At 71.1% G+C, this 19997-nt stretch carries 19 protein-coding genes and 1 riboswitch; of the genes, 16 read left to right on the top strand and 3 right to left on the bottom strand.

Annotated features, from left to right (window positions below):
* The first annotated feature begins 242 nt into the window (after positions 1–242).
* The 8 genes from infA (at position 243) to truA (ending at position 5063) form a co-directional block, all read left to right on the top strand.
* On the top strand, positions 243–464 hold the full coding sequence (gene infA / locus KBX34_RS30930) for a translation initiation factor IF-1 (protein WP_007073013.1): 222 nt from the start codon (positions 243–245) through the stop codon (positions 462–464).
* Positions 465–555: 91 nt separating this feature from the next.
* Positions 556–669, top strand: coding sequence for a 50S ribosomal protein L36 (gene rpmJ / locus KBX34_RS30925; protein ID WP_088952025.1), 114 nt, complete (start codon positions 556–558; stop codon positions 667–669).
* A 265-nt stretch (positions 670–934) separates the two neighbouring features.
* Positions 935–1315, top strand: coding sequence for a 30S ribosomal protein S13 (gene rpsM / locus KBX34_RS30920; protein WP_088950226.1), 381 nt, complete (start codon positions 935–937; stop codon positions 1313–1315).
* A gap of 87 nt (positions 1316–1402) precedes the next feature.
* Entirely contained in the window at positions 1403–1810 is a 408-nt protein-coding gene (gene rpsK / locus KBX34_RS30915; protein WP_030329919.1) for a 30S ribosomal protein S11, read from the top strand.
* Between the two features lie 13 nt (positions 1811–1823).
* The gene (gene rpsD / locus KBX34_RS30910; protein ID WP_030489600.1) at positions 1824–2450 is read left to right on the top strand and encodes a 30S ribosomal protein S4; all 627 of its coding nucleotides are present in this window, start codon (positions 1824–1826) and stop codon (positions 2448–2450) included.
* Positions 2451–2550: 100 nt separating this feature from the next.
* The gene (locus tag KBX34_RS30905) at positions 2551–3573 is read left to right on the top strand and encodes a DNA-directed RNA polymerase subunit alpha (protein ID WP_007465227.1); all 1023 of its coding nucleotides are present in this window, start codon (positions 2551–2553) and stop codon (positions 3571–3573) included.
* 34 nt (positions 3574–3607) lie between these two features.
* Complete coding sequence (gene rplQ / locus KBX34_RS30900; protein ID WP_088950225.1) at positions 3608–4165, top strand: 50S ribosomal protein L17; 558 nt, start codon at positions 3608–3610, stop codon at positions 4163–4165.
* A gap of 67 nt (positions 4166–4232) precedes the next feature.
* Positions 4233–5063: a tRNA pseudouridine(38-40) synthase TruA gene (gene truA / locus KBX34_RS30895; protein ID WP_088950224.1), complete on the top strand. Its 831-nt coding sequence runs from the start codon at positions 4233–4235 to the stop codon at positions 5061–5063.
* Between the two features lie 18 nt (positions 5064–5081).
* Here truA and KBX34_RS30890 read toward each other — a convergent pair whose 3' ends face one another.
* On the bottom strand, positions 5082–6164 hold the full coding sequence (locus KBX34_RS30890; protein ID WP_247672435.1) for a hypothetical protein: 1083 nt from the start codon (positions 6162–6164) through the stop codon (positions 5082–5084).
* 103 nt (positions 6165–6267) lie between these two features.
* Between KBX34_RS30890 and KBX34_RS30885 the strand changes: the two genes are divergently transcribed.
* From KBX34_RS30885 to KBX34_RS30875, 3 genes are read left to right on the top strand one after another with little or no spacing between them, the layout of a single operon-like run.
* The gene (locus KBX34_RS30885; protein WP_088950222.1) at positions 6268–6873 is read left to right on the top strand and encodes a class I SAM-dependent methyltransferase; all 606 of its coding nucleotides are present in this window, start codon (positions 6268–6270) and stop codon (positions 6871–6873) included.
* Positions 6874–6914: 41 nt separating this feature from the next.
* The gene (locus KBX34_RS30880; RefSeq protein WP_179781023.1) at positions 6915–8594 is read left to right on the top strand and encodes an ABC-F family ATP-binding cassette domain-containing protein; all 1680 of its coding nucleotides are present in this window, start codon (positions 6915–6917) and stop codon (positions 8592–8594) included.
* A 36-nt stretch (positions 8595–8630) separates the two neighbouring features.
* On the top strand, positions 8631–9593 hold the full coding sequence (locus KBX34_RS30875) for an aldo/keto reductase (RefSeq protein WP_210928526.1): 963 nt from the start codon (positions 8631–8633) through the stop codon (positions 9591–9593).
* 98 nt (positions 9594–9691) lie between these two features.
* Here KBX34_RS30875 and KBX34_RS30870 read toward each other — a convergent pair whose 3' ends face one another.
* Both KBX34_RS30870 and KBX34_RS30865 read right to left on the bottom strand, forming a co-directional pair.
* Positions 9692–10237, bottom strand: a complete 546-nt coding sequence (locus KBX34_RS30870) for a hypothetical protein (RefSeq protein WP_247668408.1) — start codon at positions 10235–10237, stop codon at positions 9692–9694.
* A 65-nt stretch (positions 10238–10302) separates the two neighbouring features.
* Complete coding sequence (locus tag KBX34_RS30865) at positions 10303–16134, bottom strand: ThuA domain-containing protein (protein WP_210928524.1); 5832 nt, start codon at positions 16132–16134, stop codon at positions 10303–10305.
* A gap of 291 nt (positions 16135–16425) precedes the next feature.
* Positions 16426–16535: riboswitch (TPP riboswitch) on the top strand.
* Between KBX34_RS30865 and thiE the strand changes: the two genes are divergently transcribed.
* The 5 genes from thiE to KBX34_RS30840 form a co-directional block, all read left to right on the top strand.
* Complete coding sequence (gene thiE / locus KBX34_RS30860; RefSeq protein ID WP_210928522.1) at positions 16530–17156, top strand: thiamine phosphate synthase; 627 nt, start codon at positions 16530–16532, stop codon at positions 17154–17156. (Overlaps the previous riboswitch by 6 nt.)
* Entirely contained in the window at positions 17150–18331 is a 1182-nt protein-coding gene (gene thiO, locus KBX34_RS30855) for a glycine oxidase ThiO (protein WP_210928520.1), read from the top strand. Before thiE ends, thiO begins: the two co-directional genes overlap by 7 nt.
* Entirely contained in the window at positions 18322–18522 is a 201-nt protein-coding gene (gene thiS, locus KBX34_RS30850) for a sulfur carrier protein ThiS (protein ID WP_088950217.1), read from the top strand. The genes thiO and thiS overlap by 10 nt, the downstream gene beginning before the upstream one ends.
* Positions 18519–19298, top strand: a complete 780-nt coding sequence (locus KBX34_RS30845) for a thiazole synthase (protein WP_088950216.1) — start codon at positions 18519–18521, stop codon at positions 19296–19298. Before thiS ends, KBX34_RS30845 begins: the two co-directional genes overlap by 4 nt.
* On the top strand, positions 19295–19997 hold a 703-nt coding region (locus KBX34_RS30840; RefSeq protein ID WP_210928515.1), incomplete at its 3' end, for a thiamine phosphate synthase. The genes KBX34_RS30845 and KBX34_RS30840, both read left to right, overlap by 4 nt.

The following is a 19997-nucleotide window of genomic DNA, read 5'->3' as shown; positions in this document are numbered from 1 at the left end:
CACGGGGGCTGGGGGTGGGGCCCTGGGGGTGGGGGACGGGGGTGGGTGGGTGGCCGGTTTGGCGTGCGAGTGCAGGCCGGCGTACACTTTCAGATCGGCGCACAGCGTCCACTCCGGCATGCCCACCCTGCGCTTCGGTGGGACCTGGAGCCGCGGCTGGCGCGGTCTTCTGATTCTGATCAGATTTCCGTGTAAGACGTTGTGGGCCGCCCGGAGCAATCGACGTCAGGACAGCGGAGGACATGCCGAAAAAAGACGGAGCCATTGAGATCGAGGGTCGGGTCATCGAGCCCCTGCCGAACGCCATGTTCCGGGTGGAGCTCGCGAACGGCCACAAGGTGTTGGCTCACATCAGCGGCAAGATGCGGCAGCACTACATCCGCATCCTTCCGGAGGACCGGGTCGTCGTCGAACTTTCGCCGTACGACCTGACCCGCGGGCGCATCGTCTACCGCTACAAGTAGTCCTGACGACGACCGGGAAGTCCCGTGTCCGTCTTCGACGTCTGGTGTCGTGCAACGCGCGTCCCCGGGCCAGATGGGAAGTAAGGCAACCGTGAAGGTCAAGCCGAGCGTCAAGAGGATCTGCCAGAAGTGCCGGGTTATCCGCCGGCACGGCCGGGTCATGGTCATCTGCAGCGACCCGCGCCACAAGCAGCGCCAGGGCTGACTCAGCCCGTCCGGCCGTAACCGGCCGGGTGGCGTTGGTCCAGGCGGATCCTCAGCGACACACACATCACACATGCTCGTCCCAGCCACGAGCGGTACGCGAGACGTACTCCTGCGTGGCTGACCCCCGGTCGGAGGCCGGGGCCCGCTCGGGCAGCGACCGTTCCCGGTCGCCGGCGCTCACCGCGTCGGAAGGACGGGACAGTCGGTAGCGGGATGGGACGGGTCCACACCTCCGCCACACATCACGAGGAGTACGCCCGCACATGGCACGTCTAGTCGGCGTGGATCTCCCCCGCGAGAAGCGGATGGAAATCGCGCTCACCTACATCTTCGGGCTCGGTCGCACCCGTGCCCAGGAGACACTCGCCGCTACCGGCATCTCGCCGGACAAGCGCGCTCGGGACCTCACGGACGAGGAGCTCGTGCAGCTCCGCGACCACATCGAGGGCAACTACAAGGTTGAAGGCGACCTGCGCCGCGAGGTCGCCGCTGACATCCGCCGCAAGGTTGAGATCGGCTGCTACGCCGGCATCCGGCACCGCCGGGGTCTGCCCGTGCGTGGCCAGCGGACCAAGACCAACGCACGGACCCGCAAGGGCCCGAAGCGGACCGTCGCCGGCAAGAAGAAGCCCGGCAAGAAGTAGTTCTTAACCGGATGACGGGGTCGGCCGCCGCCGAGGTGGGTCAGGCCGCAACCCAATCCGGAAAGTCAACTAGGAGCGCACAGACTTATGCCACCGAAGGCTCGTGCCGGAGCCGCTGTCAAGAAGGTCCGGCGCAAGGAACGCAAGAACGTCGCCCACGGGCAGGCGCACATCAAGAGCACGTTCAACAACACCATCGTGTCCATCACGGACCCGACCGGTGCGGTCATCTCCTGGGCCTCCGCTGGCCAGGTGGGCTTCAAGGGCTCCCGCAAGTCGACTCCGTTCGCCGCGCAGCTGGCCGCCGAGGCTGCCGCGCGTCGCGCCATGGAGCACGGCATGCGCAAGGTCGACGTGTTCGTAAAGGGCCCCGGCTCCGGCCGGGAAACCGCCATCCGTTCGCTGCAGGCCGTGGGCCTCGAGGTCGGGCAGATCGCCGACGTCACCCCGCAGCCGCACAACGGGTGCCGTCCGCCGAAGCGTCGCCGGGTCTGAGAGGTAGAGAGAGATGGCTCGTTACACCGGTGCAGACTGCCGCCGTTGCCGGCGGGAGAAGATGAAGCTGTTCCTCAAGGGCAGCAAGTGCGATGGTCCGAAGTGCCCGTTCGAGTCCCGGCCGTTCCCGCCCGGGCAGCACGGCCGCGGCCGCACGAAGGAGACGGAGTACCTGCTCCAGCTCCGCGAGAAGCAGAAGGCCCGTCGTGTCTACGGCGTGCTGGAGAAGCAGTTCCGCGGTTACTACGAGGAAGCCGTTGGCAAGCAGGCCAAGACCGGTGAGGTCCTCCTGCAGATCCTCGAGTCGCGGCTGGACAACGTCGTTTACCGGGCCGGCTACGCCCACTCGCGGGACATGGCCCGCCAGCTGGTCAAGCACGGTCACTTCACGGTGAACGGCAAGAAGGTCGACATCCCGTCGTACCGCGTCAAGGAGCACGACATCATCGAGGTTCGGGGCAAGAGCAAGGAGCTCACCCCGTTCATCGTCGCGCAGGCTCAGGCCGGCTCGAAGACGGTTCCGGCGTGGCTTGAGGCCATCCCGAGCCAGATGAAGGTGCTCGTGCACTCCCTCCCGGCCCGGCAGGTCATCGACACGCAGGTCCAGGAACAGCTGATCGTCGAGCTCTACTCCAAGTAGTCCGAGCTCGTTCGGTGGCCCGCCCTCCCGGGGGCGGGCCACCGGAACAGTTTGTGTCGTGGGCGTCAAATAGCGGGCGCCCCGGAAGAGAAGAGAAAAGATGCTCATCAGCCAGCGACCCTCCCTGTCCGAGGAGTCGATCAACGAGACCCGGTCCCGGTTCGCCATCGAGCCGCTGGAGCCGGGCTTCGGCTACACCCTGGGCAACTCGCTGCGGCGCACGCTGCTGTCGTCGATCCCGGGCGCGGCCGTCACCTCGATCAAGATCGACGGCGTGCTGCACGAGTTCACCACGATCCCCGGTGTCAAGGAGGACGTGGTCGAGCTCGTCATGAACATCAAGGAGCTGTGCGTCAGCTCCGAGCACGACGAGCCGGTCAGCATGTACCTGCGCAAGCAGGGCCCGGGCGACGTGACCGCGGGGGACATCCAGCCGCCGGCCGGCGTCTCGGTGCACAACCCGGATCTCAAGCTCGCCACCCTCAACGGCAAGGGCCGGCTCGACATGGAGCTGACCGTCGAGCGGGGCCGGGGCTACGTGACGGCGGCGCAGAACAAGCAGTCCGGCGCCGAGATCGGCCGCATCCCGGTCGACTCGATCTACTCGCCGGTGCTGAAGGTGACCTACCGCGTCGAGGCGACCCGTGTCGAGCAGCGCACCGACTTCGACCGGCTGATCATCGACGTCGAGACCAAGCCGTCGATGGGTCCGCGTACCGCGCTGGCCTCCGCCGGTTCGACGCTGGTCGAGCTGTTCGGGCTGGCCCGGGAGCTGGACGAGACCGCCGAGGGCATCGACATCGGGCCGTCCCCGCAGGACGCCCAGCTGGCGGCGGACCTCGCACTGCCGATCGAGGAGCTGGACCTCACCGTCCGCTCCTACAACTGCCTCAAGCGCGAGGGCATCAACTCCGTTGGTGAGCTCATCGGGCGTACCGAGGCCGACCTCCTCGACATCCGCAACTTCGGGCAGAAGTCGATCGACGAGGTCAAGATGAAGCTCGCCGGGATGGGTCTCGGGCTGAAGGACTCGGCTCCGAACTTCGACCCGGCGCACGTCGTGGACACCTTCGGCGAGGCCGACTACGACACCGACGACTACCGCGAGACCGAGCAGCTCTAGTCCGCGCTGCCGCCACAACTGAGGAGCACCAAAAATGCCCACGCCCACCAAGGGCCCCCGCCTCGGCGGCAGCCCCTCGCACGAGCGGCTGATGCTCGCCAACCTGGCGACCGCGCTGTTCCAGCACGGCAAGATCCAGACCACCGAGACGAAGGCTCGGCGGCTGCGTCCGCTGGCCGAGCAGCTCATCACCAAGGCCAAGCGCGGTGACCTCGCCTCGCGGCGGCGGGTGCTGGGTGTCGTCAAGGACAAGGACGTGGTCTACGCCCTGTTCGACCAGATCGCGCCCCGGTACTCCAACCGCCCCGGCGGTTACACCCGGATCGTGAAGACCGGTCCGCGCAAGGGTGACAACGCGCCGATGGCCATCATCGAGCTGGTGGAGGAGCTTCAGGTCGCCGAGCCGAAGGCGAACAAGAAGACCGCCGCCCGCAAGGCCGCGCAGCAGGACAAGGTCGAGGCGCTCGCCCCGGCCGACGAGACCCCGAAGTCGGCCCCGGCCGACCAGGACTCCGAGGCGCCGGTGTCGGCGTCCGGTGACACCGACGCCGCCCGCGAGGACAGCGACGAGGCCACCGAGAACAAGGCCTGATCAAGGGCAACGTCGGGCCCGGCACCCCATCGGGGTGTCGGGCCCGACCCATGACAGGAGGTACGAGGTGGACGAGCGGATCCGGCTGCGGCTGGACGTCTCGTACGACGGCACGGGCTTCTCCGGCTGGGCCGCCCAGCCGACCCGGCGCACCGTCGCGGGGGTGCTGGTCGAGACCCTGGACCTCGTCCTCGGCGCCGGTACGGCCACCGGGCTGACGGTGGCCGGGCGGACCGACGCGGGAGTGCACGCCACCGGGCAGGTGTGCCACCTGGACCTGCCCGTCGACGTGTGGCGGGAGCACGAGGGGCGGCTGCTGCGTCGGCTGGCCCGCCTGCTCCCCACCGACGTACGCGTACGGGCGATGACCGAGGTGCCGTCCGACTTCGACGCCCGGTTCTCGGCCACCTTCCGGCGCTACGAGTACCGGGTCACCGACGCGCCCTTCGGTGCGGAGCCGCTGCGGCGGCACGAGGTGCTGGCCTGGCCCAAGCCCCTGGACCTGGCCGCGCTGAACGCCGCGGCGAGCGGTCTGGTCGGTGAACACGACTTCGCCGCGTACTGCCGGCGCAAGGAGAACGCGACCACACTGCGCGAGGTGACCCGGCTGGACTGGCGTCGCGACCCGGACGGCATCCTGGTGGCCACCGTGCAGGCCGACGCGTTCTGCCAGGCGATGGTGCGCAGCCTGGTGGGGGCGATGCTGGTCGCGGGCGACGGCCGCCGCCCGGTCGAGTGGCCGGGCAGCCTGCTCACCAGTGAGGTTCGCTCCAGTGAGGTGACAGTGGCCCCGGCGCGCGGGTTGACCCTCGTCGCGGTCGGCTACCCGGCCGACCCGGCGGACTACGCCCGCCGCGCCGACCTCACCCGCCGGCTGCGGGTCCCGGTCGAGGGCTGACCGTCGACGGCGTGCCGGTCAGTTGCCCGGCAGTTCGCCGTCGTCGGTGCTGCCACCCTGGGTTCCGCTGCTGCCGGTCGGCGCCGCCGTCGGCTGTCCGGCGCTGCCACCGTCGGCCCGCTGTTGCAGCACCCCCCGGCTGAGGTGCAGCTCGATCATGTCGAACAGGATCTCGCCGACCTTGGCGTCTCCCGCCTTGATCGCCGCACCGTCCTTCTGGACCACCAGCGCGTACGCCAGGTAGTGGCCCCGGACCTGCCAGCCCACCCGCGCCGGGGCGCTGGCCAGCACGTCGGTGCCGTCGCCCTCGCCGGCGGTGAGGCCACGGAACCTGCCCTGCCGTTCGTCGAGCAGCGGCCGGATCCGGTCCCGGGCCCGTTCCGCGCTGACCTTGTCGGTGAGGTTGAACAGGCCGGCGGTGACCAGGTGGTCCCCGTCGGGTGTCCGCAGCGTGGCCCGGACGATCTGGTTGCAGCCGAGTCGGACCAGCAGGTCGGCGACCTCGCCTGTGGCGGCGACGGCACAGCTGGCGCTGGACTGGGTCTTGACGACCTCGTAGCTCGGCTGGCCGTCGTTGAGCTTCAACTCCTTGCCGGCGAAGAGTTCCTTGGCGGTGAGCGGGGCCTGGTCGGTGTCCCGGGAGTCCAGGGTGAGCCGTTGCGCCGCGGCGGACGTCGGGGCGGCGTTCGGCTGGAACGTCGGGGTGGCCTGCGGTTGCTGGTCACGGTTGTCGAGCAGCGCGGCGGCGCCCAGGCCGCAGAGGGCGAGCAGCACCAGGACGGCTGCGCCGCCGATCAGCACCTGCCACAGTCGGCCGCCGCCGCGTCGGGCTGATGGCTCGATCGGCGACGCCGAGCTGTAGACGTGGCCACGGGGCGTGGCGGGCGGCGTCTCGGCACGAGTCGGCCGTGGCGGTGGCGGCGGCGGTGGCGACGACGACGGCAGCGAGAGCTGGTTCGCTCGCGGCAGCGACGGCGTGGGGAAGCGCGACGGAGAGGGCCCGGCGGGCGGGGGCGGACCGGCGCCGAGCACCGACAGGTCGGACCCGGTCTCCGGGTACTCCTCGAAAGCGTCCTCATCGGACTCGTACCGATACACCATGTCGCCCAGAGTAAGAGCCATTGTCCCTTTTGGGGATAATATCCAGGAAATGTGTGCGTAGGCCGTGTCGTGGCCGGCCCGGGCCGGTGCGAGAATTGCCGGCGTGACCGGCGACCACTACTTCACCGCGCAGCCTGCCAGCGACGCCCCGGCGCGCGAGATCGAGTTCTCCGTCGCCGACCGCGACTACCGGCTCGCCTCTGCCGGCGGGGTCTTCTCCGCCAGCCGGCTCGACCCGGGCACGGCGGTCCTGCTGCGCAAGGCCGAGCTGCCCGCCGCTGACACCAGCGGCGACCTGCTCGACCTGGGCTGCGGATTCGGGCCGATCAGCTGCGTGCTGGCCGACCTCGCGCCCGCGAGCACCGTCTGGGCCGTCGACGTCAACGCCCGCGCCCGCGAGCTGACCGCCGCCAACGCGGTCCGGATCGGCGCCGGCGACCGGGTCCGGGTCAGCGCGCCGGACGACGTGCCGGCCGACGTCTCGTTCGCCCAGATCTGGTCCAACCCTCCCATTCGGATCGGTAAGGACGGGCTGCACGACCTGCTGCTGCGGTGGCTGCCCCGCCTCGCGCCGGACGGCGTCGGCTGGCTGGTCGTCGCCCGGCACCTCGGCGGCGACTCGCTGCAACGCTGGCTCACCGAGCAGAGCTGGCAGGTGGAGCGGCACGCCAGCCAGAAGGGCTTCCGGGTGCTGCGAGTCACCCGGTAATTGGATATACCCTCCGCCCCTCGCTGGGGCAGGATCCCCGCGTGGGATACGTGGACGTGGCAGGGGTCGGGCACATCCTGCCCGACGGTAGGGAACTCTTCGCCGACGTGTCGTTCCGGGTCGGGGAGGGCGCCAAGGTCGCCCTGGTCGGCCCGAACGGCGCGGGGAAGACGACGCTGCTGCGGATGGTCGCCGGTGACCTGCCGGTGCGGAGTGGCGTCGTCGCGCGCGCCGGTGGGCTGGGCGTCATGCGCCAGTTCATCGGCATGATCGGGGACGAGTCGACGCTCGCCGACCTCGCCCTGTCGCTGGCCCCGCCCGCGCTGCGCGACGCCGGCCGCCGGCTCGGCGAGACCGAGACGGCCATGCGGGCGGCCGAGGCCCACGGCAAGTTCAGCAACGCCGCGGGCAAGGCCCAGTTGGCGTACGCCGACGCGCTCGGCGCCTGGGGCGAGGCCGGCGGGTACGACGCCGAGGTGCTCTTCGACACCGTCGCGACAATCGTGCTCGGCCTGCCCTGGGACACCGTGCGGGACCGGCCGGTGCGCACCCTCTCCGGTGGCCAGCAGAAGCGCTTCGCGTTGGAGCTGCTGCTGCGCGGCCCGGACGAGGTGCTGCTGCTCGACGAGCCGGACAACTTCCTCGACGTGCCCGGCAAACGCTGGCTGGAGGCGCGACTGCGCGAGTCGACCAAGTCGGTGCTCTACGTGTCGCACGACCGCGAGCTGCTGGCCCAGAGCGCCGACCGGGTGGTCGCCGTCGAGGGTGGCAGCGCCTGGGTGCACCCGGGTGGCTTCGCCAGCTGGCACTCCGCCCGGGTGGCCCGGCACGCCCGCCTCGACGAGCTGCGTCGTCGCTGGGACGAGGAGCACCAGAAGCTTCGCGAGCTGATGCTGATGTACAAGCAGAAGGCCGCGTACAACGACGGGTTGGCCTCGCGCTACCAGGCCGCGCAGACCAGGCTGCGCAAGTTCGAGGAGGCCGGGCCGCCGCCCGTACCGCCGAAGGACCAGGACATCCGGATGCGGCTGAGCGGCGGGCGGACCGGCAAGCGCGCGGTCATCTGCGAGCAGCTTGAGCTCGACGGCCTGACCTTCCCCTTCGACCTGGAGATCTGGTACGGCGACCGGGTGGCGGTGCTCGGTGCCAACGGCAGCGGCAAGTCGCACTTCCTGCGGTTGCTGGCCCGGGGCGGCACCGACCCCGACCCGGCGAACGGGCCGGTCGACGGGGCGGGCGCGCTCGCCCCGGTGGCGCACGACGGCACGGCCCGCCTCGGCGCCCGGGTCCGACCCGGTCACTTCTCCCAGACCCACGACCGGCCGGAGCTGATGTCGAAGACGCTGGTCGAGATCCTCTGGCGGGGTGACGAGCATCGCACCGGAATGGACCGGCACGCGGCGATGGGGGTGCTCAGCCGCTACGAGTTGGCCGCGCAGGGCGACCAGCGCTTCGGCACGCTCTCCGGTGGGCAGCAGGCCCGGTTCCTGGTGCTGCTGCTGGAGCTGTCCGGGGCGACCCTGCTGCTGCTCGACGAACCCACCGACAACCTCGACCTGGCCAGCGCGGAGGCACTGGAGGCGGGTCTGAACGCGTTCGACGGGACGGTGATCGCGGTCACCCACGACCGCTGGTTCACCCGGTCCTTCGACCGGTTCGTGCTGTTCCGGGGTGACAACGAGGTGGTGGAGACTCCGGAGCCGGTCTGGGACGTGGGCTGAGCGGTCCCCGGGCCCGCCGCGTCCGGCGGGCATAGGGTGGATCTCGTGACTGAGATGACCTATCGCCGGTTGGGCGACTCCGGGCTCGTGGTGTCCGTGGTCGGCATCGGCTGCAACAACTTCGGCCGGAAGCTCGACCTCGACGGCACGCGCGCGGTGGTGGACGCCGCCCTGGACGCTGGGATCAACCTCTTCGACACCGCTGACATCTACGGCGAACCGCAGGGCGGCTCCGAGGAGCTGCTCGGGCAGGCGCTCAAGGGGCGCCGGGACGACGTGGTGGTGGCCACCAAGTTCGGCATGGACATGAACGGCCTCAACGGGCCGGACTTCGGTGCCCGGGGTTCGCGGCGCTACATCGCCCGTGCCGTGGAGGCGTCGCTGCGTCGGCTCGGCACCGACCACATCGACCTCTACCAGATGCACGAGCCCGACCCGGGCACCCCGATCGACGAGACCCTCGCCGCCCTGGACGACCTGGTCCGCGACGGCAAGGTGCGTTACCTGGGCAACTCCAACTTCGCCGGCTGGCAGATCGCCGACGCGGACTGGGTCGCGTCGTCCAACGGTCGGGCCCGCTTCATCAGCGCGCAGAACCACTACAGCCTGTTGGAGCGTTCGGTGGAGGCCGAGGTGATCCCGGCCTGCGAGCGGTTCGGCCTCGGCATGCTGCCGTTCTTCCCGCTCGCCAACGGCCTGCTCACCGGCAAGTACAAGCGTGAGGCCCAGCCGCCGGCCGGCAGCCGGCTCTCCGGTGGCGGCCGGTACGCGGAACGGCTCGCCGCAGCCGACTGGGACACCATCGAGGCGATCGAGGCGTACGCGGCCGAGCGGGGTCTGACGATGCTGCAGGTGGCGATCGGTGGGCTGGCCGCCCAGCCGGCGGTGACCTCGGTCATCGCCGGTGCCACCACGCCCGAGCAGGTGGTGGCCAACGCCGCCGCCGGCACCTGGGAACCCAGCGACGAGGATCTGACGGCGCTGCGCGCCATCCTCTGAGCGCGGAGGGCGACCGCCGGCGCGTGATCCACTCGCGTTCCTTGAAGTCGGGGCGTCCTGCGGTCCGGGAAGCCCCGACTTCAAGGATGTCGAGTCGATCAGTCGTTCTGCGTACCGGTGCGGCGGCGGCCGAAGAGCATGGCCACCCCCATCGCCGCGGCGACGAGCACGAGGCCGGCCGCCGCGAACGGCCACCAGCCGGCACCCGCCCCGCGGTCTCCGTCAGTCGTTCTGGTCACCGCGACCGGTGCGGGCACCGGTGGTGACTGTGCTGCCCGGGCCTGCACCGTGGCGGTGGCCTCGCTCTTGAGCGGAGCGGGGGAGCTCACCGTCACCTTCCACGTGCCGGTGGAGAGCACCGGGCCGCTGCTGTAGAAGCCCTGCCCCTCGGGCTGTGGCTCCAGTTGCACCGGCCCGACCTTCTGCCCGTCCGGGCCGGTGGCGGTGAGGACCAACCGCACCACCCGGTCCAGCCGGCGGCCGTCGGCGTAGACGGCCTGGATGGTGACCCCCTCAGCCCCGTCACCGGCCACCGTCAGTTTGAGCTTGTCGGCCTGAGCGGCCGCCGGGGCAGCGGAGAACAGGGTCAGGGCCAGCCCGACGAGAACGGCGGCCAACACCTTGCGGATACCCGTCACGGACATCTCCTCACTACCTACGAGGGAGGCCCCTCCCCGACGCCGTGACGTCGAGGAGGGGCCTCGTCGGATCAGAGCTGGCGACCGGGTGCGAGCCGGGTGGCATCCTCACCCAGGCGTCCGGTGCCCTTGATCGGAGCGCCGTCGTTCGCCTTCACCCCGGCCTTGCTGGCCGCGCCGCCGAGCCGGACGATCATGGCGTCGGCGTCCCGGATCAGGACGTCCCGGATCTCCGCCTCGGCCACCAGTGTGGCGTCGGCGGCCAACGTACGGAAGGCGGTCAACTGCTTGATCGCCTTGTTGTCGTTGCCGGCCGCCTCGGCCTGACGGGCCGCGTCCAGCTTCGCCGTCAACTGCTTGTGCGCCTTGGCCGAGAGTCGACCCGTCGCCTTGAACCGGTCCAGCAGGCCCTGCATGTCCCGGAACGAGGTGGTGACGAAGAACCGGACCGCAGAGGTGGTCTGGTTGCCCGCCTTGTCGGTCGCGGTCACGGTCAGCTCGTGCAGGCCGAGCGGCAGCTCGTACATGGCCTGCAGAGTGCCGCTGGCGTACGCCCTGCCGTCCAGCTGGCCGACCACGGACGCGATGCCCGAGGTCGGGTCGACGGCCTGCCAGGACACCCGAACGTCCTGGCTGTCACCGTAGAGCTGGCCGTCGGCGATCCCGGACACCAGCAGCGTCGGCTTCGTGCCGTCGATGCGCAGCACCGCCGACTTGAGCGTCTCGGCGTTGCCCGCCTTGTCGGTCGAGCGGAACAGCAGCTCGTGCTGGCCGTCACCGGTCACCTCGACCGGCGTCGTGTACGGCGTCCAGGTGCCACCGTCCAGGGACCACTCCACCGTCTTGACGCCGGAACCGGCGTCGGTCGAGGCCAGCACGACCGGGATCGTCCCGTTGTGCCAGCCGGCGTCGTTCGCCGGAGCAAATGTCGCCGTGGTGACCGGCGCTGTGGTGTCGATCTTGACCGAGACGGTCTTCGTCGACTCCACGTTGCCCGCCTGGTCGGTCGAGCGGAACCGCACCTCGTGCTCGCCGTCCCCGCTGACCGCCACCGGAGCGGTGTAGGCCGTCCAGGTGGTGGCACCGTCCAACTGGTACTCGGTGCTGGCGAGCCCGCTACCGCCGGCCTCGTCGGTGGCGGCGAGGGCCACCGTTACCGGCCCCGTGTGCCACCCCTCGGTCGGGGTGCCGGACACCGTCGCCGTGGTGACCGGCGCGGTCTCGTCGGCGACCTTCGTGCTCAACCGGAAGTAGTCGAACACGGCGGTCTTCGAGGCGGTCTGGTTGGCGCCGAGGGTGAACAACCCGACCTTCGGGGTGGCACCCACCGCGCTGTTCGTCAGCGCCTCCAACGCGGTCCAGGTAGTCCCGTCGGCCGAGTACGACGCGGTGAACGTGTCACCGGTGCGGGCCAGCCGCAGGTGCCACACCGCCGAGGTGAGGCTGGCCGCCTCCGGCTGCGGGTTCTGCACCGTCCCGGCGATCTCGCTGCGGAACTCGATCCGCCGCGTCACCGCCTGGCCGGCCTGGTTGTCCGCGATGAAGTCCAACTTCAGGTAGTTGTCGTCGTCGGCCTGCACGAGCAGACCGGCCTGCTGGTACTGCTCGTTCAGCAGACTGCCGTCGACCTTCGTCTCCAGGGTCCAGTCGCCGGACGGCGCGGTCTGGAGGATGAAGTTCTTCGGCCCGGTGTTGTCGGTGCCGTAGATGTCACCGTTGGGCACGTCGATCCGCAGCGCGCCATCGGTGACCCGGTAACCGTTCGGGTCCTCCCGCGTGATGGCGTCCCAGCGACACTTGTCCAGCGTGGAACCGGTGAACTCGTCCGACGGGTCGACCGGGCCGGCCGGGGCGTCCGGCGTGACCTGGAACGAGTCGAACGCGGCGTCGACCACGGGCGCCTCGGTGCCTCCGTTGAGCGCGAAGACCCCGATCCGCGGGTTGGTGATGCCGGCGAGCGCTGCCGACTGGCCGACCGGGGTGAAGGTCTGCCCGTCGCCCGAGGCGGCGGCGGTCAGGTTCGTCCCGTCGCTGGTGATCCGCAGGTACACGGTGTCACCCGCCGGTGCGGCGGCACTGTCGGCGGCCTCGTTGCGAGGCGTACCGGCCGTCTCCCGGATGAACTCCACCCGCCGGCTGCCGTTGTACAGCAGGTCCAGCTTGGCGTAGTTGTCGTCGTCGCCGTACACCAGCACGCCAGCCTGCTGGTAGTTCGCCGTCACCGGCAGCGTGACCTTGGTGGTCATCTCCCAGGCGCCGGTCGGAGCCGCCTGCAGCACCAGGTTGGTGGCGTCGTTGCGAGCACCGTAGAGGTCGCCCACCGCGGTGGGCAGCCGCAGCGCGCCGCCGCTGAGCGAGTAGAGCTGGTTCTCCCGGACCACGCTGGTCCAGCGTTCCTTGTCGAGGCTGTTGCCGTTGAAGTCGTCCGAACGCGCCCCGAAGCAGGACGTGTCCGGAGCGTCGACCCGCACCGGCACCGTCGCGTACGACCTGGCGCCCTTGCTGTCGGTCACCGTGAGGGTGGCCGTGAAGGTGCCCGCGTTGGTGTAGGTGTGGCTGGCGTCCACTGTGGTCGCCGAGCCTCCGTCACCGAAGTCCCAGGCGTACGTCAGCGGGGTGTCGCCCTCGGCGTCGGTGGCCGTGCCGTCGAACTCGACGGTGACCGGCACGGTGCCGGTGGCCGGGGTCGCGGTGGCGGTGACCACCGGCGGCGCGTTCTCGGTGACGCCGCGGCCGACGAAGTCCATCCAGTTGACGTTGAACAGCGAACCCGTTCCGCCGTTCGGATCGCGGGCCACGAAGTACAGCGAGCCGCTCGCGGCACCGGTCACCGGCGCGCTCACGTCCGTGTACGTCTGCCACGCGCCGGTCGTCGGAACGGTGGCCGTGGCCACGACCGGTCCGTCGACGGCGCCCGCGTGGACCTCGATCCGACCGCCGGCGGCGGCCGAGGCGGCCCGGAACCGGATCTCGGTGATGTTCGTCAGGTCCGCCGGGACGACCGACCACCAGTCGCCGTCCTCGATGAACGCGATGCTCTGGCCGCCACCGGCGGTGTCGGCGCCGGCCTCTCGTTGCACGCCGGCGTCTCCGCCGCCGGTGCCGCCCGGCACCCGTCCGGTGGCCGTGAAGTACTCGGCCTGCTTCTGCTTGGGCTGCAGGATCTCGATGTCCCGGCCGGTGAGCGCGCCCGCGCCGCCGGCACCACCTTCGTCGGTGTAGGTGGCCTCGAAGACAGCGAAGACGTTCGCCTCGGCGCCGTGCCCGGAGGCGAGCGACGTCTGGACCGTGCCGGTGCACCCGGTGTGCTGCTCCAGCGGGTGGGCGTGCTCGTCGTGACCGAGCAGCACCTGGAGGTTCACCCGGTCACAGTCGATCTGCCCGTCCTCGGGGTCGGTCACCTTGACCGTGTAGCGGACCTGGTCACCCCAGTTGAAGAAGCCACCGTCCGGCGGGAACTCGATGCTCACCGTCGGTGCGGTGTTGCCCACGGTGATCGGCACGTTGGCCACCGCGGTACGGCCCTTCGGGTTGGTCACGGTGAGCTGGGCGGTGTAGCTGCCGGCCGTCGCGTACGTGTGTGTCGGGTTGGCCTCGGTCGAGGTCTGCCCGTCGCCGAAGGTCCACGAGTAGGTGAGCGCGCCGCCGTCCGGGTCCCGGGAGCCGGCGCTGGAGAAGGTGACAGTCAGCGGCGCCGGGCCCGAGGTCGGGTTGGCGGACGCCGCGGCGATCGGTGCGCGGTCACCGGCGGTGTAGTCGATCCGGTAGATGCCGGAGTCGTCGTTGTTGCCGCCGAACCCGGTGCCCCACTCGATCAGATAGAGCGCGCCGTCCGGACCGAACTCGAAGTCCATCGGCCGGACCATCTTCATGCCGGTGAGCAGCTGATTGATGTCCACCAACGACTTGCCGTCGGGGGTCACCTGCATGGTGTACATCTTGTTCTGGTTCCACTCGCCGAGCAGAGCCTTGCCGTCGTAGTACGCCGGCCACTTGCGGTTGGAGTTGAGGTCCGCGTCGTAGCGGTAGGCCGGGCCGCCCATCGGGGCGCCACCGCCGCCGATCTCCGGGTAGCGCGCGTCACCGGCGTAGCCGTAGTCGACGGTGGCCGGGACGACCGGCGGGAGGTTGGTCAGGCCCGTGTTGTTGGGCGAGTTGTTCACCGGCGCGGCGCAGTCGAACTTCGGGCCGCTCGGGCCGGACGGGAACGTGTAGTCGTTGTACGCCTCGTTCGTCCCGGTGCAGTACGGCCAGCCGTAGTTGCCAGGGGTCACGACGTTCCACTCGACCAGGCCCCGGGGGCCCCGGTCCGGGTTGTTCGCGTTGGCGTCCGGCCCGTAGTCCCCGACGTACAGGGTGTCGGTCTTCGGGTCGGTGCCGATCCGGAACGGGTTGCGGAAGCCCATCGCGTAGATCTCGGGGCGGGTCTTCTCAGTGCCCGGCGCGAAGAGGTTGCCCGTCGGGACGGTGTACGTGCCGTCGTCCTCCGGGTGGATCCGGATCACCTTGCCGCGCAGGTCGTTGGTGTTGGCCGAGGTGCGCTGCGAGTCGTAGTCCTGGCGGCCCGGCCGCTCGTCGAGCGGCGAGTACGCGCTCGACTCGAACGGGTTGGTGTTGTCACCGGTGGCCAGGTAGAGGTTGCCGGCGCTGTCGAAGGCCATGCTGCCGCCAGCGTGGCAGCAGGTGTTGCGCTGGGTGTCGACCCGCAGCACCTGCTTCTCGCTGGCCGGGTCGATGGTGTCGCCGGTGACCGTGAAGCGGGACAGCAGGTTGCGGGTGACCCCGTCGTTCGGGGCGTAGTAGAGATACACCCACTTGTTGGTGGCGAAGTCCGGGTCGAGCCGGATGCCGATCAGGCCGTCCTCGTTGCCGGTGAAGACGTCCAGGTCGACGGCGGTGACGGTGCTGCCGGTGTCCGGCTTGACGATCTGCACGCGACCGTCGCGCTCGATGTAGAAGACGCGCCCGTCCGGGGCGATGTCCAGCTCCATCGGGTTGCTGGTGTTGCTGTCCAGCGCGACCTTCTCGAAGTTCGAGGTCTTCGAGGCGCCGCAGTCGGCGTTCTCGACACCAGCCGCGGTCCGGATGCCGCCGAGCAGGTGGGACAGGAACTCGGGCTCGGCGTACGACTCCCGGGTGTGGCCGCCCCCGGTGTACCAGGATCGGCCGCCGTCGAAGTCCTGACACCAGGCGATCGGGTGGTCGGCGCCCATGGCACCGGCGCCCGCCGTGTAGCTCTTCTCGTCCAGGCTGGCGAGCACGTGCACGTCCGGCCGGGGGTTGGTCTGGTAGTTGTACCACTCGTCGAACCGGGACCAGCGGTCCGGCAGCCCGGTCGTGGACGGGTGGGCGTGGTCCTCCACCTTGACCGTGGCCTGCTGGTTCTGTGGGTGGTTGGCGAAGTACGCGCCGACCAGGTCGCCGTACCAGGCCCAGCTGTACTCGGTGTCCGACGCGGCGTGGATGCCGACGTAGCCGCCGCCCGCCTTCACGTAGCGCTCGAACGCCGCCTGCTGCTCGGCGTCGAGCACGTCACCGGTGGTGGAGAGCCAGATCACCGCCTTGTACTTCGCGAGGTTGGCGTCGTTGAATGCGGCGCCGTCCTCGGAGTTGTCCACTGTGAATCCGTTGGCCACACCGAGCTGTTGGATGGCAGCGATGCCGGTGGGGATGGAGTCGTGCCGGAAGCCGGCGGTCTTGGAGAAGACGAGGACGGAGAAGGGATCGGCGGCGGCCTTTGGCGCCTTCGGCACCACCTGGCTGACCGGGGCTGCGGCTTTCGCATCCCGTGGGGGGACCTGGGCGGCCGCCTGGGCGGGCGTGCCGAACAGGGTGGTCGAGGCCATGGCCAGGGAGATCAGGGTTGCGGTGATGGGTACGCGGGCACGACGAGAACGGGACACGCCGCCTCCTATGTCGTAGTGACAGGGATCGCGGGAGCCGGCTCGCCGAAGACCCTCCCAGATGGAGCCGGTGGTGACACCGCGTCACGGTGCCCCCGCCAACATTTTGTCGAATCGCTGAACAAATTAATTCGGCTGGCTCAATGTCCGGCAAGATGCCGGCAGGTAACGGTTCTGCAACGGGGGGCGACATTCCGAATAGGACCGGGATGAAGCGCCCAACCTAATCCGCCATTCCGGCCCGTCGACACCCGCCTTGGCAGACCGGCGGATCTGTCGTACGGTGACACGCAAGTAACCCACGGGAGCCCGGTGTACCGGGCTGAGAGGGGGGCTGACAGCCCCCGACCGTCGAACCTGATCCGGATAATGCCGGCGCAGGGAGGAGCGTTGCCGTGCCGTCCCTGGGGCGACTGCATCTGATCACCGACACCCGACCCGGGCGAGACCCGCTCACCGTGGTCCGGGCCGCCCTCGCTGTGGCCCGAGCCGACCTGGTGGTGCAGGTCCGGGTCGAGGATTCCGCCACCGACCGCGAGGCGTACGAGCTGGCCCAGCGGGTGCTGGCGCTCTGCGTGCCGTACCGGGCGACCTGCCTGGTCAACGACCGGCTGCACGTGGCGCTGGCGGTCGGTGCCGCCGGTGGGCACGTCGGGGCAGACGACCTGCCGGTCGCCGCCGCCCGTCGGGTGCTCGGCCCGGCCGGCGTGCTGGGCGCCACCGCCCGCGCGCCGGGAACGGCGTCCGCGGCGGTCGCGGCGGGAGCCAGCTACCTGGGCGTCGGGCCGTGCCACGCCACCAGCACCAAGTCCGGCCTGCCGGACCCCATTGGGCCCGTGGGCGTACGTGCCGTCGTCGACGCCGTCGACGTGCCGGTCATCGCGATCGGCGGCGTGACCGCCGAGCGGGTGGCGGAGCTGCGGGCCGCCGGGGCGTACGGGGTGGCGGTCGTCGGGGCGGTCTCGGCTGCCGCCGACCCGGCGCGGGCGACCGCCGAGCTGATCGAGGCCCTGGCGTGCTGACCGGCCGGTCGGAGTCAGCGCGATCGAGTGACCGGGCCCGGCCGGACGTCGCGGTGGTGGGGGCGGGGCCGATCGGGCTGGCGATCGCCTGGCGCTGCGCCGCCCGGGGGCTGCGCGTGGTGGTGCACGATCCGGAGCCCGGCTCGGGGGCGTCGGCGGTGGCCGCCGGCATGCTCTCGCCGGTCGCCGAGGCGTACTTCGGTGAGCGGCAGCTGACCGGGCTGCTGCTGGCGTCCGCCGCCCGCTGGCCGGCATTCGCCGCCGAGCTGACCGCGGCGAGCGGCACCGGGATCGGCTACCGGACCGAGGGCACCCTGATGGTCGGGCTGACCGGCGACGACCTGGCCGAGGCGCGCCGACTCTGGGCGTACCAGCAGGGGTTGGGCCTGCCGGTGACCCCACTGCGCCCCAGCGAGCTGCGCGACCGCGAGCCGGCGCTCGCACCACGGCTGCGCGGCGGCGCGCTCGCGCCCACCGATCACCAGGTGGACCCCCGGCGGCTGGTGCCGGCGCTGCGCACGGCCGCCCAGCGGGCCGGCGCGGTGCTCGTGCCGCAGGCGGTCGCGCACCTGTCTGATGTGGATGCTGCGGTCACGGTTGTCGCCGCCGGCTGCGGGGCCGCCGCCCTCACTGGCCTGCCCGTCCGGCCGGTGAAGGGCCAGATCCTCCGGCTCCGCGCGCCCGACGGCGTCGCGCCGGGCTTCCGGCACGTGATCCGGGGGTACGCCGACGGCGAACCCGTCTACCTGGTGCCCCGCGCCGACGGCGAGGTCGTGCTCGGCGCGACGGTCGAGGAACGGGCGGACGCCACTGTCACCGCCGGTGCGGTGCAGCGCCTGCTCCGCGCCGGAGTCGACCTGCTGCCCGAGCTGGCCGAGTACGACCTGGTCGAGGCGGTCGCCGGGCTGCGCCCGGGCACGCCGGACAACGCGCCGATCCTCGGGCCGCTGCCCGACCGGCCGGACGTGCTGGCCGCCACCGGGCACCACCGGCACGGCATCGTGCTCACCCCGATCACCGCCGACCTGATCACCGAGCTGGTGCTCGACGGCGTGCCCGACCCGCTGCTCGCGCCCTTCGGACCCGAACGATTCGTCGGTGCCGGATCGGCCGGTCGCACAACGGCCGCGACGGGTGGACCTGAACCGACGATGGAGGGGGACCGGTGGAGTTGACCGTGAACGGAGCCGGACGCAGCGTCCCCGGCGGCGCGTCGGTGGCCGACCTGGTGCGCGACGTCGTGCCCGAACAGCGGGGGGTGGCGGTCGCGGTCAACGGCGAGGTCGTGCCCCGGGCCGGCTGGCCGGCCACGGTGCTGCGTGACGGCGACCGGGTCGAGGTCCTCACCGCGGCGCAGGGCGGGTGAGCGGCGTGACGTTCGAGCTGGGTGGGGAGACGTTCACCTCGCGATTGATCCTCGGCACCGGCGGCGCCGCGAACCTGCACGTGCTGGAACAGGCGATCCGGGCGTCCGGCACCGAGCTGGTCACGCTGGCGCTGCGTCGGGTGGGCACCGCGCCGGGCTCCACCGGTGGGCTGCTGGAGCTGCTGGACCGGTGCGGGGTACGGCTGCTGCCGAACACCGCCGGCTGCCACACCGCGACCGAGGCGGTGAAGGTGGCCCGGCTGGCCCGGGACGCGTTCGACACCGACTGGGTCAAGCTGGAGGTGATCGGCGACGAGCGGACGCTGCTGCCCGACGGGGTCGAACTGCTCCGCGCCGCCGAGGAGCTGGTGGCCGACGGCTTCACCGTCCTGCCGTACACCAGCGACGATCCGGTGCTCGCCCGCCGGCTCGCCGACGTGGGCTGCGCCGCGGTGATGCCGGCCGGTTCCCCGATCGGCTCGGGGCTCGGCATCGGCAACCCCCACCACATCCGGCTCATCCGGCAGGGGGTGGACGTGCCGGTGATCCTCGACGCGGGCATCGGCACCGCCTCCGACGCGGCCCTGGCCATGGAGCTGGGCTGCGACGCGGTGCTGCTGGCCAGCGCCGTGACCCGGGCCGAGGACCCGGTGGCGATGGCGACCGCGATGCGGTACGCGGTCGAGGCGGGCCGGCTGGCGGCAGGCGCCGGCCGGATCGCCCGACGCTTCCACGCGCTGCCCTCCACACCCGACGAGGGAAGACCGGACCTGTGACCCCGCCGTCCGGTGTTGTCCTGTTGACCGACCGGCTCGTTGCGCGGAGCGGGCTCGACCGGGTCGTGGCGGGAGCCGTGGCCGGGGGAGTGCGCTGGGTGGTGCTGCGGGAGAAGGACCTGCCCCGCGCCGAGCGCGCCGCTCTCGCCGTCGAGCTGCGCGCGATCGTCGCCGACGTCGGCGGAACTCTCGTCGTGGCCGGCCCCGACCCGCTCGGCGGCGACGCCGTGCACCTGCCCGCCGCCGGCCCGTACCCGCCGCCGCCCCACAGCCTGGTCGGCCGCTCCTGCCACAACGAAGCCGAGCTGAACCGCCTGACCACCGAGCACTACGCGACCGTCTCCCCGGTCTGGCCCACAAAGACAAAACCGGGCTACGGCCCACCCCTGGGACCGGCCGGCCTGCGAAAGCTGATCAGGACCAGCAACGTGCCGGTCCTGGCGCTGGGCGGAGTGGAAACCCCAGAACAGGTGACCGCCTGCGTCAAGGCGGGAGCCACCGGAGTAGCCGTACTGGGCGCACTCATGCGATCCGCGAAACCGGCCGAAACAGCCGCCGCCCTGACCAACGCCTATGTCGAGGCGGTCACCCCCAAGCTCACAAAACCCGGCGCGGAGTCACCCAGGTCCCCACGACGGGGGCTGCGGCCGACCGTGCCCACGCAGGGATCAAGCCTGACCGCCCGGAGTGGGCACGGTC

Source organism: Micromonospora sp. M61 (assembly GCF_018070245.1).
GTDB lineage: Bacteria > Actinomycetota > Actinomycetes > Mycobacteriales > Micromonosporaceae > Micromonospora > Micromonospora zamorensis.
Note: the sequence above shows the minus strand (reverse complement) of the source record. Positions and strands in the feature narration are given on the sequence as shown.